Source organism: Thermodesulfobacteriota bacterium, from assembly GCA_035325995.1.
In the GTDB taxonomy this organism is placed as follows: Bacteria; Desulfobacterota_D; UBA1144; order Nemesobacterales; family UBA2774; genus JADLGH01.
Window position 1 is genome coordinate 237883 of sequence record DAOKYU010000004.1, and the last position, 15851, is coordinate 253733.

Sequence of the window (15851 nt, forward strand, 5' to 3'; positions counted from 1 at the left end):
ACCCTCGCCGAAAAATCAAACCGTGTGGAAAGTAAAGAGCGCGGCCGGTTTCGGCCGCTGCGAAAGGGATAGACGATTGCCAAGCTATGGTAGTCGATAAGCCGGGCCTTTTGTCGTTATTTTTTCGACAGGATTTCGACAAACCCTATATAAAAATCAGGCGTTTCCGGTTAATATTGAAATAATGTGCCGACACTGAAGGGAAGGGTGCGGCACCCTAAAAATGGAGGATAGGATAATGACGAAATTTCTGAATAAACATTCATTCCTGTTAATTCTGCTTTTAATGACATCGTTCGTATCATATGGATTCTGGGGATGCGGCGGCGACGGGGGCGGCGGCGGCAAGAAAACCAGGATAAACGGGACGGTGCTTCAGGTCGTAGACGGCCCGGTATCGGACATAAGGGTGAGCATCTTCGAAAACAACAGGAGAAAAAAGTCCACGCGGACGAACCAGTTCGGGGAGTTCAACCTCAAGTTCCAGTCCGACTTCAACACAGTCAGAATCGAGTTCGAAGGCCCGGATTACACGCTTTCGAGAATCATATCGATCACTCGCGACAGCGACGTCGAGTTCGACGTTATACTGCAGACGTCTCCCGGCGCGATACTCGTCGAGAACTGGGTAGTATTCCAGAACCGTATACGCGCCAGTAGCTTCGACGAAATACTATTCGATTCCCTCGAAGCCGACTTTAACATTGATGGAAACGGGAACAACTGCATAAACGTCAAGGGCGACGCCAGGGTTGAGATCGCTGCCCGCAACATCACGCTCATCGACTGCAAGGAAGGCATTCACGCCGAGAACTTCGGCCTGGTCCTTCTCGAAGCCGACGAGGACATCAGCATAAGCGCTAACAGGGACGGAATAAGGACGAACAACAACACGTTCGTAAGGCTGGCCCGCACGGTAACGCCGGTGGACAACAACATATTCATTGCGTCGCTCAGGGAAAACGGGATAAGGACAGCCGGGTCCTCCGCGGTCGAGATCGACCCGCAGAATCAATGCACCATAAGCGGCGGGAACGGGAAATCGGCCGTCGTTCAGAGCGGAACGTCCAGCGTAAACCCGAGCACCTGTACGCTCATAGACGGATAAAGGATTTTACACACAAGTGCGCACGAACCGGCAAGGGCTAATGGGCTTCGGCCCAGTTCTTGCCGGTCCCCATTTCAACGATAACGGGGACCTTAAGCTCCCACGCCCCTTCCATTTCCAGTTTTACCATTTTAGAAAGAGCCTCGATCTCGTTCTCCGGGACGTCGAAGAGAAGCTCGTCGTGCACCTGGAGTATCATGCGCGACTTGAATCCCCGGGCGAGCTCGTCGTGGATCCTTATCATGGCGATGTTTATGATGTCGGCGGCGGAGCCCTGAATAGGGGTGTTCATGGCCGCGCGCTCGCCGAAGCCTTTCCTGTTCCTGTCCCCCGACGTTAGCTCGGGGATAGGCCGCCGCCTTCCGAGTATCGTCTCCGCATAGCCCTTCCGGGCGGCGTCCGCTATGGTCTTGTCTATGTATTCCCTCACCTTTCCATAGCGCTTGAAATACTCGTCGATATAGCTCTTGGCTATAGATACCGACGTCCCCAGCTGCTTTGCGAGGCCGAACGCGCTTATGCCGTATATGATGCCGAAATTAATGCTCTTGGCGAGCCTTCTCATATCGGGCGTTACGAGGTCCTCGGTAACCCCGAATATCTCGGCGGCCGTCCTGCTGTGAATGTCGCTCCCGGTGCGGAACGCCTCTATAAGGCTCTCGTCGTCCGAAAAGTGCGCCAGAAGCCTTAGCTCTATCTGCGAATAGTCCGCCGACAGAAGGACGTTCCCTGCATCCGGAACGAACGCCTCCCTGATGCGTCTTCCCTGCGCCGTTTTAATCGGTATATTCTGAAGATTGGGCTCGCTCGAGCTGAGCCGTCCGGTCGAAGAGCCGACCCTGCTGAAGGATGTGTGGAGCCTACCGGTGGCCGGGTTAATCAGCCTGGGGAGAGCATCGAGATAAGTGGACTTCAGCTTCGAAAGCGTCCTGTGCTCGAGCACCTTTTCGGGGACGGGATGGAACTTGCTGAGGTCCGTCAGCACCTCGACGTCGGTCGAGGCCTCGCCGGTCTTCGTGGTCTTCCTGCTCGGAAGCTCGAGCGTAGTGAACAGGACCTCCCTCAGCTGAATCGGGGAGTTGAGGTTGAACTCGTATCCGACTGCCGCGTATATTTCCTTTTCGAGCTCCTTGAGGCCGGCCTCGAACTCCCTCGAAAGCTCTTTCAGCTTGAGAGGATCGACCCTGACGCCGTTCATCTCTATACGCGCGAGCACCTCTATGAATTTAAGCTCCGTCTCTCTGTAAACATCGAGGAGCCCGGATTTTTCGAGCTCGGGCTCGAGCTTTTTGTAAAGCAGCATGGCGACGTCCGAATCCTCACACGAGTACACCTTGGCCTTCTCGATCTCTACCTCGTCGAATGGGATCCTGGCCTTTCCCGAGCCCGTAACATCCTTGTACGATATCATCAGGTGGCCGAGGAAGACCCTCGAAAGCTCGTCGAGGCTATAGCTAAGCCGGGAGGAATCCAGCATGTGCGCGGCGATCATCGTATCGAAAAATATGCCCTTGAGCGTAATTCCTTTCCTTTCGAGGACGACGATCTCGTACTTGAGATTCTGGCCGATTTTGCGGATGTGCGGGTCCTCGAAGACGGGCTTCAGGTTCGAGAGCACGTGGGAAAGCGGCAGCTGCCTGGCCGCCGCGTCGGCGAGCGCCCTGTGGGCAACGGGTACGTAGTACGATTCCTGCGGCGCTGGAGAGAGCGAGATTCCCACTATTTCTGCAAGCATCGGGTCTTGCGACGTCGTTTCGAGGTCGAGCGACACCTCGCCCGTTTCCCCTATCCTTTTTATTACGTTTTCGAGCTCCTCTTCATTGAGCGCCACTTTATAGCAGTCGTAGGAAACGACCCCTGCCGTCTCATCATTCGCCTTATCGGCCGGATGCGTCTCTTCCAGCTCGCCCAGCTCGCGCATGAGGTTCTTGAATTCGAGCTCGCGGAACAGGCTCCCGAGCTTCTCCTTGTCGAAGCCTTCGTACCTGAACATGGCCACGTTAACGTCCATTTCCATGTCGGTCTTGATAGTCGCCAGCTCCCGGCTCATGAGGGCGTCCTCTTTTTTCTCACGTATGAGCTTAGCCCATCTCTCGGGCAGCCCCGCGGGTATGGCGAGGAGCGCCTCCAGCGAGCCGTAAGTCTTTATCAGGCTGATAGCAGTCTTCTCGCCTATGCCCTTTATACCGGGGATGTTATCTATGGCGTCCCCCATGAGGGCGAAGATATCCAGGACTTTCCCGGGCGGGACGCCGTACTTCTCGACGACGTCGGCGATGCCGGTGGTTTTATTCTTCATCGTGTCGAGGAGCGTGATCCTCTCCGAGACCAGCTGGCTGAAATCCTTGTCTCCCGTGACTATGACGATGTCGTAGCCCTCTCCCTCCATCCTCCTGGCGATGGTCCCTATAATGTCGTCGGCCTCGTAGCCTTCTATCATGAACTGCGGCATTTTAAAAGCATCCACGACGTCGAATATCTTCTGAAACTGGGGCACGAGATCGTCGGGCGGGGCGGACCTGTTGGCCTTGTACAGGCTGTACATCTCGTTTCTGAAGGTGTCGCCCTTGGCGTCGAATACCATTCCGAGTAGCGCGGGGTTGTAGTCCTTTATGAATTTGAAAAGCATCGAGCTGAACCCGTATACGGCGTTTGTCGGGAAGCCCGAAGAGGTGCTGAGATACCGTATTGCATAGTACGCCCTGAATATGTACGAGCTGCCGTCGATGAGGTATAAAACCGGTTTTTCCATAACGGTAAAGTTTAGGAGTTTATTGAGAGGGTGTCAAAGACAGGAAAGTGCAGGCTATGGGAGACGAATAGCCGCGGAAATACATTTAAAAGGATGATCGCTTCCCCTTTATATTTTCCCTCGAATATAATAATATGGATAATCGATCGTATTACGGAGAGGAGAGGAGGAAAAAATGAAATCGATTCTGATTCAGTGGATCATAAGCGCGGCGAGCCTTCTGATTGTCGCCCATATACTTCCGGGTTTTCAAGTGGAAAGCATAGGGACCGCCCTCTTCGCGGCAATCATAATAGGCCTTATAAACGCGACTATCGGCCTTTTCCTCAAGATCATCACCTTCCCCATATCGATACTCACGTTCGGTATATTTCTGCTCGTGATAAACGGGCTCATGCTGATGCTGGCGAGCTCTCTCGTGTCGGGATTCCACGTCGCCGGTTTCTGGACGGCATTCTTCGCGGCCCTCATCCTCGCCATCGTAAGCACGATCCTGAGGTCGCTCCTCGGGGTGAAATAAACGCCTAGAGAAAAGGCTGCACTATGACTTTTATGGAATCGCGGGCTTCTTCGACCATTTTGAAGCCGCGCCCCGTTTCGGCCAGAGGAATCCTGTGCGTCACCATGTCCCCAACGTTCACCCTCCGCGCCCCTATGAGCTCGAGAGCCAGCGCCAAATCCCCCGGGGCCGCCGCGTAGGAGCTTACGGTCTTTATTCCCGACCACCAGTAATCGTTGAAGGGAACGGACATTTTAGCGTCGGACCCCGAAGGGGCGAAAAAGAGAATCGTCCCGCCGCTGTCCGTAAGCTTAAAGGCGCTTTGTATGGCCGAAACGGCCCCCGTGCAGACTATGACCATGTCGGGGAGCCTGCCCTCGTTTGCTTCCCTCACCTTCGAAGCCACGTCGTCCCTTGCATCGATTGCGGAGTCGGCGCCGAAATACAGCGCCGCCCGGAGCCTGTAATCGTTCACGTCCGTAGCCATGATTCGGCCCGCGCCCTGGGCGCGTGCGAGCTGTATCTGGAGGAGGCCGGTGATGCCGCTCCCCATTACGAGCACGCTGTCGGTCATGCCGAATCCCGCGAGACGCTGCCCCCTTACGACGCATCCGAGGGGCTCGATGAAAGACGCCTCGTCATAAGTGACACCGTCCGGGAGCTTGAGCACTCCCCTGTCGACGTTGATCGCGGGCAGGCGAATATATTCCGCAAATCCGCCCGGATCGAAATGAGTCGTTCTAAGGGTCTGGCAGGATGAATGATTTCCCCTGAGGCAGGAACGGCACGTGTTACAGGGCACGTGATGGGTCGCTATTATGCGGTCGCCCGGAGCGAAATTTTTAACCCCGTCGCCGACCTCGGCGACCTCGCCCGCAACCTCGTGTCCGAGAACGAGCGGCGCCTTCGGGAGACGGTACCATTCCATGAGGTCGCTCCCGCATATGCCGCTTGCATGCACCTTCATGAGTATCTCGCCCGGTCCGATCTTAGGAACCGGCATTTCTTCGAGCCTCACGTCGCTGTTGCTGTAGTACATAGCTACACGCATGTCTTCAGTACACGCTCCGGAGAATTTTAAAACGACCCGGCGGGGACTCGGGCCGGCTTTACGCGCTCGCTATCTTTCTCGACTCGTCGTTCTTGAGGGAAAGGTAGAGGTCGTGCGCCTGCTTCGGATTGTTGTTTTCGTGGACTATCGAGCGCACGGCCCGGAGCATGGCGACGGGGTGGCTGTTCTGCCAGATGTTTCTTCCCATGTCCACGCCGACCGCGCCCTGCTGAATCGCGCCGTACGTTATATCGAATACGTCCATTTCGGTTTCGAGCTTGGGCCCGCCGGCTATCACGATAGGCGCGGGGCAGCTGCCCGTGACCTTTTCGAATTCTTCACAATAATACGTCTTTACGATGTGGGTCCCTAGCTCGGCGCATATGCGGCAGCTGAGAGAAAGATACCTGGCGTCCCTCTTTTCGAGCTCCTTTCCGACGGCCGTGATGCCGAGGACAGGGATGCCGTATTCCTCGCCCAGGTTAACGAGCTCGGCGAGGTTGAGAAGGGTCTGACGCTCGTGGTCGCTCCCGACGAATACGGATATGCCGACGCCGGCTACGTTGAGCTTTATCGCATCCTTAAAAGACGTCGTGAGGCCTTCGTTGGAGAGGTCCGCGCCCACGATGCTCGTCCCTCCTGAAACCCTGAGCACTACGTTGGCCCCGGAATCAGGGTCGACGGACGTGCGGAGCACTCCGCGGGTCAGCATTATCGTGTCCGCGTATGGCGCTAACGGGGCGATCGTATCCTTCGGCACTTCGAGCCCGTGCGTCGGCCCGAGAAAATACCCGTGGTCGAAAGCAAGCATAACTGCCCTTCCCGTTTTGGGGTTTATTATCCTCGCCATCCTGTTTTTCATACCCCAGTCCATATCGCGGCACCTCCATTTATGAATGAAATTTCTTTCATGAATTTATAGGACGGCGGGGTGATTGTCAATCGATCAGGGAGGGCGGATAGGGCCGCGAAAACCCGTCTGAAAGCTCTGCGAAGAGTGCGAAGAGCATATTAACACCAAATTAGCAATTGCACAAAATAGCATCTGAATATCTTGCAATATGGCATAATTACAGAATTTTGATGTGACTCTATTGTAAGCAAATGCGAAGATTTCGCTTGACTCGGAGGTTTTCGACCTTACATTATAATCATAGGAGAAAGCGATGACCAGATACAAACAGGGTATTGAGAAATTCAGGGAAATCAAGGGTGAAGGTGCCGAGAAATCTCTCGAGCGTCTGAAGTCGCTGAGCCCGGACCTTACCCGGTACATAATGGAATTTGCCTTCAACGATATCTACAGAAGGCCGGGGCTTGACCTGCGGTCGAGGGAGATAGCTACCATAGCGGCCCTTGCGGCGCTCGGGACCGCCCCTCAGCAGCTTAAGGTGCACACCATATGCGCCCTGAACGCCGGCGTTACAAAGGAGGAGATAACGGAAATAATCCTCCAGATGGCGCTCTACGCCGGTTTTCCGGCGGCCATAAACGCCATGCAGGCCGTCAACGAGGCGTTCGACGAATTCGACAAACAGAACCCGGAGTCCATAAAATCTGCAAACGACGGAATCGATATTCATAGAAAGAAAGCCATATCAGCATGAGAGAGCCTTCGTCAGGGACCGTTTATACAAACGGCGTAAACATTTACTACGAAGTGCACGGCTCGGGTGAGCCGCTTCTCCTGATAGAGGGCCTGGGGTATTCGAGCTGGATGTGGTACAAACAGGTACCCGTCCTCTCGAAGAGCCACAAGGTCATCATATTCGACAACAGGGGAGCGGGGAATACGGACAAGCCCGATTCGGAGTACACGGTAGAGCTAATGGCCGAAGACGCGGCCGGGCTTCTGGGAGAGCTGGGAGTAGAATCGGCCCACGTGCTCGGTGTCTCGCTCGGGGGCTACATTGCCCAGGAGCTTGCCATAACGAGGCCCGAAATGGTGAGGAACCTCGTCCTCGTTTCGACGAACTCCGGGCCGGGTAAGCCGATTACAGGGAAGTCTCCCTTTCTTAACGGATTCCTCAGGCTGTGGGGGTTTCTTCCGGCGGCATTCGATGGCGCACGGAGGCCCGTCCGGCTGGAGTACGCCATGAATGAAGAGGAGCGATTGCGTTACGGCCTCTCGCTCGCCTTTTCGGAAGAGTACTTCAAAAATCACTCCGAGGAAATCGACCGTATAATCGAATGGAGGCTCGAAAACCCGCAGCCCGAATATGCGTGGAGGAGGCAGCTCATGGCCGGAATAGGCTATGATTCAAGGCCTCGCTCGGGCGAGATAAAATCGCGGACGCTTCTTGTAAACGGGGCACAGGACAGGATAGTCTCGCCCGAGAGCGCGCTCGATCTATCGAAGAGGATAGCCGACTCTACGCTCGTGATTCTGGAGGGTACGGGGCATCTGCCGTTCATAGAGCGGCCGGAAGAATTCAATGCGCATGTTACGGGCTTCCTCGGCGATCCCGAGACCAAGGCCGGCAAGGCCGAAAGTTTGGATAGAAAGCCGAGCGCTATATGGACAAAGGTGAAGGCGCTCCTTCCGACAAACGGCAAGAGAAAGAGTCCCGGCACTGAAAACTGATCCGGGCAGTACCCCCGTCACTTCACATCCGAAACAGCATCCCTCGCCACCTGAAACGCACCCAGGGCCGCATCGATCTGCTCTTCGGTGTGGGTCGCCATGAGTGTCACCCTTATCCTGCACATACCGGGCGGCACCGAAGGCGGCCTGACGGCCGGCGTATACACGCCGTGCTCCCTGAGCACGGCCGCGAATCTGAGGGCCGGGGCGGCTTCGCCCACGAGGACCGGGACTATTGCCGAATCGGACGGCATGACCTTGAGCCCCATGCTCTCTATTCCATTTTTGAAGCGACGTATGAGCGACCAGAGGCGCTCCCTCCTTTCAGGCTCGTTTTCTATGATGCGTATGGCGGCTATGGACGCCGCGAGCGAGGGGGCGGGAAGGGACGTATCGAATATGTAGCTCCTGACGCGGTTCCTTATAAAGTCGACGAGCTTTTGGCTCCCGGCAACGTAACCCCCGAGGGAGCCCACGGCCTTCGAGAGCGTGCCCATGACGACAGGCACGCGCTCCTCGACACCGAAGTGCTCCGTTGCCCCGCTCCCGCGCTTGCCGAGGACGCCCGTCGCGTGCGCCTCGTCCACCATGAGCGCCGCGCCGTATTTCTCCGAGAGCTCCGTAATCTCCTTGAGCGGCGCCACGTCGCCGTCCATGCTGAAGACGGTGTCGGTGACTACGAGCTTCCTACACCTCCGGCTGCTGTCTTCGCGAAGGAGCGATTCGAGCCTGCCGGTATCGAGGTGGGGATAGATTTTTATTCCGGCCTTCGAGAGCCTGCATCCGTCGATTATGGACGCGTGGTTGAGCTCGTCGCTATAAACCATGTCTCCCTCGCCGACGAGTGACGATATTGTCCCGACGTTGGCGAGATATCCCGAGCTGAAGAGTATGGCGGCCTCGGTTTTTTTAAAGCGGGCGACGCGGTCTTCGAGCTCGCGGTGAAGGTCGGTGCTTCCGCTCACGAGTCGCGATCCCCCCGAGCCCGTGCCGTATTTTTCGAGCGCCTCGCGGGCGGCCTCTTTCACCGCCGGGTCCACCGAAAGGCCGAGGTATCCGTTAGAGCCGAGGAGTATATAGCTCTTCCCGTCTATAACGATATCCGGGGACTGCCCGGTTTCGAGCTCGGTTAAAATGCGGAAGAGGTCCTTTTCTTTTATCCGCTCCAGGTCGCTTTCAATCCAGTCGAGTGGGTTTTTCATCGGAGGATTCAGGGGCCCTCGTGATCAGGCCCGCCTTCCGTCGCGCGCCTTATGGATTCGTACGTGACGCGTACCAGCTTTTTAAGGTCGTCCATCGGGATTCCAAGCGGCGGCATGAGAACGACGACGTTACCTAGAGGGCGGAGAAGGACTTCGTGCTCCATGGCATGCTCGGCGACTCTCCAGCCTATCGCCGCCCCGGGGTCGTAAGAGTCCTTCGACTCCTTGTCCACGACGAGCTCTATGCCGGCCATGAGTCCCTTGCTCCTGACGTTGCCGACGTGCGGCAGCCCCTCGAACTCTTTAAGCTCCTCCTCGAAGCAGGCGACCTTCTCCTTAAGGGCCTGGAGGGTGTGGTTATTCCTGAACGCCTCGAGGCTCCCACGAGCCGCAGCGCAGGCTATGGGGTTCCCGGCGTAGCTGTGACCGTGATAAAAGGTTTTAAACTCTTCGTACTCCCCGAGGAAAGCATCGTATACCTCCTCGGTCGTTATCGTCGCAGAAAGCGGCAGATAACCGCCCGTCATCCCCTTGCCGAGGACGAGTATGTCGGGCGTCACGTCCTCGTGCTCGCAGGCGAACATCCTGCCCGTCCTGCCGAACCCTGTCGCGACCTCGTCGAGTATAAGGAGTACGTCGTACTCGTCGCAGTACTTACGGACTCGCGCAAGATACCCCTCGGGCGCGACTATCATACCGCCCGCCGCCTGGACGTAGGGCTCCATTATCACGGCGGCTATTTCGCCGCCGCGGCTTTGGAGAATCTTCCCGAGCTCGTCGGCGCACGCGACGGCGCAGGAGGGATATTCTTTCCCGAGCGGGCACCTGTAGCAGTAATACGAAGGAGCCCTGAGCGTGTCGAAAAGGAGCGGCTTGAATTCGCCGTGGAAAAGGTCGATGCCGCCCACGGACACAGCGCCTAGCGTATCGCCGTGGTAACCGTTATCGAGGGACAGGAACTTCGTTTTCCCGGGCCTGCCCTTTCTCCGCCAGTACTGAAACGCCATCTTGAGCCCGGCCTCTACGGCGCTGGCGCCGTCGCCGGAGTAAAAGACCTTCTTGAGCCCGGGCGGGCAGATGTCGACGAGCTCTTTTGCGAGGAGCGCCGCTGGGGCGTTCGTCACGCCGAGAAGCGTGCTGTGCCCGAGAGTGTCGACCTGCTCTTTTATGGCGTTATCTATTTCGGGGACCTTGTGGCCGTGAATATTGACCCAGAGAGACGAAACCCCGTCTATATATTTCCGGCCCTCGGAATCGAAGAGATACGCCCCCTCGCCGCCGACTATAACGACGGGGTCCTTCTCTTCGTACTGCTTCATCTGGGTAAAGGGGTGCCATACGAATTCCCTGTCGTAAGCCCCTATCTGTTTCGTTTTATCCGGCATAGTAGACTTCGCTGAAATCGAGGGCCGGTTACGAGACCCGGAATGAAACAAGCCCGGAAGCCGTCAGTTTACGTCTCTTCTGACCGGCATTTCGAGGTCGTCGAGCATTCTGAGGTCTTCTTCCGGCGAGCGTCCCGGCGTGGTGAGATAGTTCCCGAGAATCATCGCGTTGGCCCCGGCGAGTATGCCCATGGCCTGCATGTCCCGGAGGGTGACTTCCCTGCCGCCCGCCGTCATGAGTATTTTGTCGGGGAGTATCAGCCTGAAGATCGCGATGGTCTTCACCGCCTCGAGCGCGGGCACCGTGGGAAGATTCTCGAACGGAGTGCCCGGACGCGGATTCAAGAAGTTAATCGGCACCCAGCTCGGCCCGAGATCCCGCAGCTCGAACGCGAGCTCGAACCTCTGCGTGGTGGATTCTCCGAGGCCCAGTATCCCGCCGCAGCAGAGATTCATACCGACCTTCTTTACGAGATAAGCGGTTTGGAGTCTGTCGTCGTAGGTGTGCGTCGTGCAAATATTGGGAAAGTAGCTCCTGCAGGTTTCGAGGTTGTGGTTGTAACGCCATACCCCGTGCTCTTTAAGCTCGTAGGCCTGTTCTTCCTTGAGGTCGCCGAGCGAGCAGCCGATCTTGAGGCCGGTGTTCTCGCGGAGAAGGTCCACAGCTTCGAGCACCTTCTTGAAAATCCTCGGGGTCGGCCCCTTGGCGCTTATGACTATGCAGAAATCCATGGCACCCATTTTTTCGGACTGCTTTGCCGCAAGGAGTATCTTTTCAGCGGCCATGAGGGGATGGGCGTTTACCTCGGTGTCGTAATGCGCCGACTGTGAGCAAAAGGAGCAATCCTCCGGGCAATTACCCGTCTGGCCGCTTATGATGGAGCGCAAAAATACCCCGTCGCCCTTGTATTTAAGCGTAACTTTCCTGGCAAGGGAAATGAGGTCGGCAAGATCCGAGCCGGGCAGCTCATGCAACCGGAGCGCCTCTTCGAACGTAATAGGCTCTTCCCTTACAAGGAGTTTTTCGGATACAACGCCTAGGATGGAAATTGTCTCTCCCCCTTTGGAACAATTCTGGTTTTTAGATTACAGGAACGGCGTTTGTTGTCAACAACAAGTCCGGGCGGACGAGAGCCTCCGCAGCAGCCGGGATACAGGGTTATATAATTTTCGTGACGGTAAAGACATTTGCCTGGACGTCTGATAAAATTATGTATAGAGAGGGGTTCTCTGAGTTGCTGAAAAGTATACGATTGCCATAACCTGCACGTCGCCTCCGGCATTCTCTATCCTTTTTTATTTAAATCGCTACAGCCCTCGGACTCCGAAGCTCAAGATAATACCACTCAGAAGGGGAAATAAATGGAACAAGTTCTGACTCTGGAAGAGGCGGCGCAGTATCTTAAGGTAGCCAAGCCGACGCTTTACAGACTGCTCGAAGACGGGAAGATACCGGCGTTCAAGGTCGGGAATCAGTGGCGGTTCACGAAGGAGCTTATCGATAAATGGCTCTGGGATCAATTGCCAAAAAAGAAGAAAATATTAATGCTGAACGACGACGAGCTGGTTCCGACAGAGCTTAAAAGGGTTATAGGCTCGGAAGGGCACGACATCGTAACGTTCACCGGCAGCCGGGAGATAGACGGACTCCTGGACGATACGGCTTTCGATATCGTTCTTCTCGACCTTACGCTCCCCGACCCGGGCGGCCTCGAGCTGCTGCGGGAAATAAAGAAGCTGAGGAGCGATCTGCCCGTAGTCATAATGACCGGATATCCCGACAGCGAGCTCCTGAACCAGGCCCTAGATCTCGGGCCGATATCCGTTCTGAAGAAGCCCGTCGGCAGGAAGCATCTGGTTGATCTGTTATCCATTCTCGCCGCCCCGCCGCGGGGCCCGGGCAGGGGCAAGAAGCAGGCCGCAGCCGCGGACTGAGCGGAGCGGCCGGCGCGTTATATTTCTGACCGGGCGTGTGAGCCGGAACGGCGCCGTTATCCCGACCGTGCGCTGCTGCAGACCCTTTATGGCCAATTCCATGAAAATTGGATAGTATTTTCGAAAGGAACATACGGAGGTATGCCACAGTGACAGCCATGCTCAGAAAATACGGCCTCTTTATAAACGGAAAGGAAACTGACGCCGTTTCGGGGAAGACATACGTCAGGGAGAATCCGGCCACGGAAGAGCCCCTGGCCGAGATCGCCGAAGCCGGGAAGGAGGACGTGGACAAGGCCGTCGCCTCCGCACAGGCCGCATTCGAAAAGTGGTCGAAGGTGCCCGTAGCCGAGCGTCTCAAGATAATCCGCAGTGTGGCCGACGGACTCGAAAAGGAGAGGGAGAAGCTCGCCCTCACTAACACGCTCGAAACCGGAAAGCCTATACGCGAGAGCAGACTCGTCGAGACCGCCGGCGCGATCAGGACGCTCGAATACTATGCCGGAGCGGGCACACTCCTTAACGGCGAGAGCATCATGGTATCGGACAGTCAGATGACCGTGACCGTCAAGGAGCCGCTCGGAGTAGCGGCGCAGATAATCCCCTGGAACTTCCCCCTCCTGCTTTCGTTCTGGAAGATATCCGCTGCGCTGGCCGCCGGATGCACCATAGTTCTGAAACCTGCCGAGCACACCCCGTGCGGCATACTCGAGGCCGCCAGGATATGCAGCGAGGCCGGGCTCCCCGACGGAGTGCTCAACGTCGTTCCGGGGGAAGGCGCAGTCACCGGACGGGCGCTCGTTTCCCATCCCGGTGTGGCCAAGGTCGCCTTTACGGGCTCGACCGAGGTGGGAAGAGAGGTGATGAAGGCGGGCTCTGAAACCGTAAAGCGCGTCACTCTGGAGCTCGGCGGGAAGGCGCCCTGCATTGTCTTCGACGACGCCGAGATAGACAACATGATAGAGGCAGGGCTCAGAGGGGGCTTTTTCAACCAGGGCGAGAACTGCACGGCCATAACGAAGCTCCTACTCCACGAGGACATATACGACAAATTCCTGCCGTCCTTCATCGACAGGGTAAAGAAAATACGCGTGGGCGACCCGCTCGACGACAAGACCGAGCTCGGCGCCGTAATATCGAAGGAGCATTTCGAGAGGGTGGGCTCTTATTTCGAGAAGGGAGTCGAGGAAGGCGGCCAGGTTCTCCACGGAGGGGGAAGACCCGCACACCTCAAGAAAGGATACTTCTTCGAGCCCACGGTAATCGCCGACGTCGAGCCCGACGCAACGATCGCGTGCGAGGAGATATTCGGCCCTATAGTGGCCGTCATACCGTTCAAGACCGAAGAGGAAGCCGTAAAGATAGCCAACAATACCGTCTACGGGCTTGCGGGCGGGGTGTGGACGCGGGACATAAAGAGGGCTCTCAGGGTCGCAAAAGCCGTAAAGGCCGGGTACGTATGGGTCAACACTTACGGAGGCATAATCCCCGAGGTGCCCTACGGTGGATTCAAACAGAGCGGTGTAGGGAAAGAGCTCGGCCCGGACGGCCTCGACATGTACCTCGAAACCAAGGCCATAAACATCTTCACGGGCGATAAAATTCCGTCGTGGTACGGGGGATAATCCCCTCCTTTATCCGGCCCCGGGATTACGGCCGTGGAAAACGGACTCCCGGATTAATACATAGAGCCCTCGAACCTATTCGGGGAAAACAGGAGCGCCGTGGCGTTTCATCCCTAAAACCCCCCGCCCACATGCATATAACAATAGACAGGGTTCAGGGCAGAACCGTTGTGCCCATGAGATAGCGGTCGCATTCCCTCGCGGCTTCACGCCCTTCGTTGATGGCCCAGACGATGAGGCTCTGACCGCGGCGGGCGTCGCCGGCGGCGAACACCCCTTCGATGTTGGTCCTGTATTTTCCGTACTCGGCCTTGGCGTTGGTCCTATCGTCACGCTCTATATTCAATTGCTGAAGGAGATCGTCCTCGGGGCCGAGGAATCCGAGCGCGAGGAATACGAGATCTGCGGACCAAACTTTTTCGGTCCCGGGAACCTCCCTGAAAGAAGGCCTTCCGTTCTCGCTCGTTACCCACTCGATGCGGATCGTGTGAAGCTCCTTTACGTTGCCCTCGGCGTCGCCCGAGAACTTTGTCGTAAGCACCTGGTACTTCCTCGGGTCTTCGCCGAAAACGGCCATGGCCTCTTCCTGACCGTAGCTGAGCGTATACACCCTCGGCCACTGCGGCCAGGGGTTGTCGGGCGCCCTCCTGAGAGGAGGCTGCGGCAGAATCTCGAACTGAAGGAGGCTCCTGCAACCGTGGCGCATGGCCGTGGCGACGCAGTCGGTACCCGTGTCGCCGCCGCCGAGGACTATGACGTCCTTGTCCCTGGCGGATATGTAGTTGCCGTCGCGGTGGCCGCTGTCCAAAAGACTCTTGGTGTTGGCCTTCAGAAACTCCATGGCGAAGTGAACGCCCTTTAGCTCCCTCCCCGCAACCGGCAGATCGCGCGGCTTTGTAGACCCCGTGCATATAACGACGGCGTCGTATTCCTTTAAGAGCCTGTCGGCGGGATAGTCCTTCCCCACCTCGGTGTTGGTGATAAACTCGACGCCGCTCTCGCGGATGAGATTGACCCTCCGTTCGACTACGTACTTATCGAGGTGAGGGTTCGGGATGCCGTACATGAGGAGCCCGCCTATCCTGTCGTCCCTCTCGAAAACGGTGACGAGGTGCCCGGCCTTGTTGAGCTGGGCGGCGCAGGCAAGCCCCGCGGGGCCCGAGCCCACGACGGCGACCTTCTTCCCCGTCCTCGATTCCGGGATCTCGGGGAGGACCCATCCTTCCTCGAAACCTTTATCTATTATCGTGCATTCGATGTTCTTTATCGTGACCGGGGGCTCACTTATCCCGAGCACGCACGACCCCTCGCACGGAGCCGGGCACACCCTCCCCGTAAACTCCGGAAAGTTATTCGTCTTGTGAAGACGCTCGAGCGCCTCGCGCCAGAGCCCCCTGTATACGAGGTCGTTCCACTCCGGGATGAGGTTATTCACCGGGCAGCCCGAGGTCATGCCGTTTATCATTGTCCCTGTCTGGCAGAAAGGGATGCCGCAGTCCATGCAGCGCGCCCCCTGAATTTTGAGCTTCTCGTCCGGAAGGTGCTTGTGAAACTCCTTCCAGTCCTTCAGGCGCTCCGAAGGGGAGCGGTCGGGCTCCAGCTCTCTCTTGTATTCCATAAAACCAGTAGGGTCACCCATTAAACTTCCTCCAGTCTATTCTGCCGTCCGGAAAAGCCGGACTTCGTTTACCGCCGATTGTGTGGTTGAGG

The 15851-nt window shown here is 56.9% G+C and carries 13 protein-coding genes; 6 read left to right on the forward strand and 7 right to left on the reverse strand.

Features of this window, described 5'->3' with window-relative positions; translation table 11 throughout:
• Positions 1–286 precede the first annotated feature (286 nt).
• Entirely contained in the window at positions 287–1108 is an 822-nt protein-coding gene (locus tag PKC29_07620; GenBank protein ID HML95284.1) for a hypothetical protein, read from the forward strand.
• Between the two features lie 37 nt (positions 1109–1145).
• Here the strand turns inward: PKC29_07620 and polA are convergent, their stop codons facing one another.
• Positions 1146–3860 carry a DNA polymerase I gene (gene polA / locus PKC29_07625; GenBank protein HML95285.1) on the reverse strand — a complete coding sequence of 905 codons (2715 nt, stop codon included), beginning with the start codon at positions 3858–3860 and terminating at the stop codon, positions 1146–1148.
• Between the two features lie 175 nt (positions 3861–4035).
• Here polA and PKC29_07630 point away from each other — a divergent pair, with 175 nt between their 5' ends.
• Positions 4036–4380 (forward strand): phage holin family protein, encoded by a 345-nt coding sequence (locus PKC29_07630; GenBank protein ID HML95286.1) that lies wholly within the window; start codon positions 4036–4038, stop codon positions 4378–4380.
• A 4-nt stretch (positions 4381–4384) separates the two neighbouring features.
• Here PKC29_07630 and PKC29_07635 read toward each other — a convergent pair whose 3' ends face one another.
• Both PKC29_07635 and lsrF read right to left on the reverse strand, forming a co-directional pair.
• Positions 4385–5410 (reverse strand): zinc-dependent dehydrogenase, encoded by a 1026-nt coding sequence (locus PKC29_07635; protein ID HML95287.1) that lies wholly within the window; start codon positions 5408–5410, stop codon positions 4385–4387.
• 58 nt (positions 5411–5468) lie between these two features.
• Complete coding sequence (gene lsrF / locus PKC29_07640; GenBank protein HML95288.1) at positions 5469–6284, reverse strand: 3-hydroxy-5-phosphonooxypentane-2,4-dione thiolase; 816 nt, start codon at positions 6282–6284, stop codon at positions 5469–5471.
• Between the two features lie 292 nt (positions 6285–6576).
• On the opposite strand from lsrF, the gene PKC29_07645 reads away from it, so the two are divergent.
• A complete protein-coding gene (locus tag PKC29_07645; GenBank protein ID HML95289.1) occupies positions 6577–7017 on the forward strand; it encodes a carboxymuconolactone decarboxylase family protein in 441 nt (146 codons plus the stop codon).
• Positions 7014–7994 (forward strand): alpha/beta hydrolase, encoded by a 981-nt coding sequence (locus PKC29_07650; GenBank protein ID HML95290.1) that lies wholly within the window; start codon positions 7014–7016, stop codon positions 7992–7994. The genes PKC29_07645 and PKC29_07650 overlap by 4 nt, the downstream gene beginning before the upstream one ends.
• Positions 7995–8011: 17 nt before the next feature.
• Here the strand turns inward: PKC29_07650 and bioF are convergent, their stop codons facing one another.
• From bioF to bioB, 3 genes are all read right to left on the reverse strand, one after another.
• Positions 8012–9196, reverse strand: coding sequence for an 8-amino-7-oxononanoate synthase (gene bioF / locus PKC29_07655; protein ID HML95291.1), 1185 nt, complete (start codon positions 9194–9196; stop codon positions 8012–8014).
• Positions 9197–9204: 8 nt separating this feature from the next.
• The gene (gene bioA / locus PKC29_07660) at positions 9205–10581 is read right to left on the reverse strand and encodes an adenosylmethionine--8-amino-7-oxononanoate transaminase (GenBank protein ID HML95292.1); all 1377 of its coding nucleotides are present in this window, start codon (positions 10579–10581) and stop codon (positions 9205–9207) included.
• A gap of 63 nt (positions 10582–10644) precedes the next feature.
• Positions 10645–11625, reverse strand: a complete 981-nt coding sequence (gene bioB / locus PKC29_07665; GenBank protein ID HML95293.1) for a biotin synthase BioB — start codon at positions 11623–11625, stop codon at positions 10645–10647.
• 318 nt (positions 11626–11943) lie between these two features.
• Here bioB and PKC29_07670 point away from each other — a divergent pair, with 318 nt between their 5' ends.
• On the forward strand, positions 11944–12516 hold the full coding sequence (locus PKC29_07670) for a response regulator (GenBank protein HML95294.1): 573 nt from the start codon (positions 11944–11946) through the stop codon (positions 12514–12516).
• Positions 12517–12674: 158 nt separating this feature from the next.
• Complete coding sequence (locus PKC29_07675) at positions 12675–14141, forward strand: aldehyde dehydrogenase family protein (GenBank protein ID HML95295.1); 1467 nt, start codon at positions 12675–12677, stop codon at positions 14139–14141.
• Between the two features lie 154 nt (positions 14142–14295).
• Here the strand turns inward: PKC29_07675 and PKC29_07680 are convergent, their stop codons facing one another.
• The gene (locus tag PKC29_07680) at positions 14296–15780 is read right to left on the reverse strand and encodes a glutamate synthase subunit beta (protein HML95296.1); all 1485 of its coding nucleotides are present in this window, start codon (positions 15778–15780) and stop codon (positions 14296–14298) included.
• Positions 15781–15851: the final 71 nt, after the last annotated feature.

What these genes read in the sequence shown, in the direction of transcription:
- PKC29_07620 (HML95284.1), top strand. Translation starts at nt 287, where the DNA reads ATGACATCGTTCGTATCATATGGATTCTGGGGATGCGGCGGCGACGGG.
- polA (HML95285.1), bottom strand. Translation starts at nt 3,860, where the DNA reads ATGGAAAAACCGGTTTTATACCTCATCGACGGCAGCTCGTACATATTC.
- PKC29_07630 (HML95286.1), top strand. Translation starts at nt 4,036, where the DNA reads ATGAAATCGATTCTGATTCAGTGGATCATAAGCGCGGCGAGCCTTCTG.
- PKC29_07635 (HML95287.1), bottom strand. Translation starts at nt 5,410, where the DNA reads ATGCGTGTAGCTATGTACTACAGCAACAGCGACGTGAGGCTCGAAGAA.
- lsrF (HML95288.1), bottom strand. Translation starts at nt 6,284, where the DNA reads ATGGACTGGGGTATGAAAAACAGGATGGCGAGGATAATAAACCCCAAA.
- PKC29_07645 (HML95289.1), top strand. Translation starts at nt 6,577, where the DNA reads ATGACCAGATACAAACAGGGTATTGAGAAATTCAGGGAAATCAAGGGT.
- PKC29_07650 (HML95290.1), top strand. Translation starts at nt 7,014, where the DNA reads ATGAGAGAGCCTTCGTCAGGGACCGTTTATACAAACGGCGTAAACATT.
- bioF (HML95291.1), bottom strand. Translation starts at nt 9,196, where the DNA reads ATGAAAAACCCACTCGACTGGATTGAAAGCGACCTGGAGCGGATAAAA.
- bioA (HML95292.1), bottom strand. Translation starts at nt 10,581, where the DNA reads ATGCCGGATAAAACGAAACAGATAGGGGCTTACGACAGGGAATTCGTA.
- PKC29_07670 (HML95294.1), top strand. Translation starts at nt 11,944, where the DNA reads ATGGAACAAGTTCTGACTCTGGAAGAGGCGGCGCAGTATCTTAAGGTA.
- PKC29_07675 (HML95295.1), top strand. Translation starts at nt 12,675, where the DNA reads ATGCTCAGAAAATACGGCCTCTTTATAAACGGAAAGGAAACTGACGCC.
- PKC29_07680 (HML95296.1), bottom strand. Translation starts at nt 15,780, where the DNA reads ATGGGTGACCCTACTGGTTTTATGGAATACAAGAGAGAGCTGGAGCCC.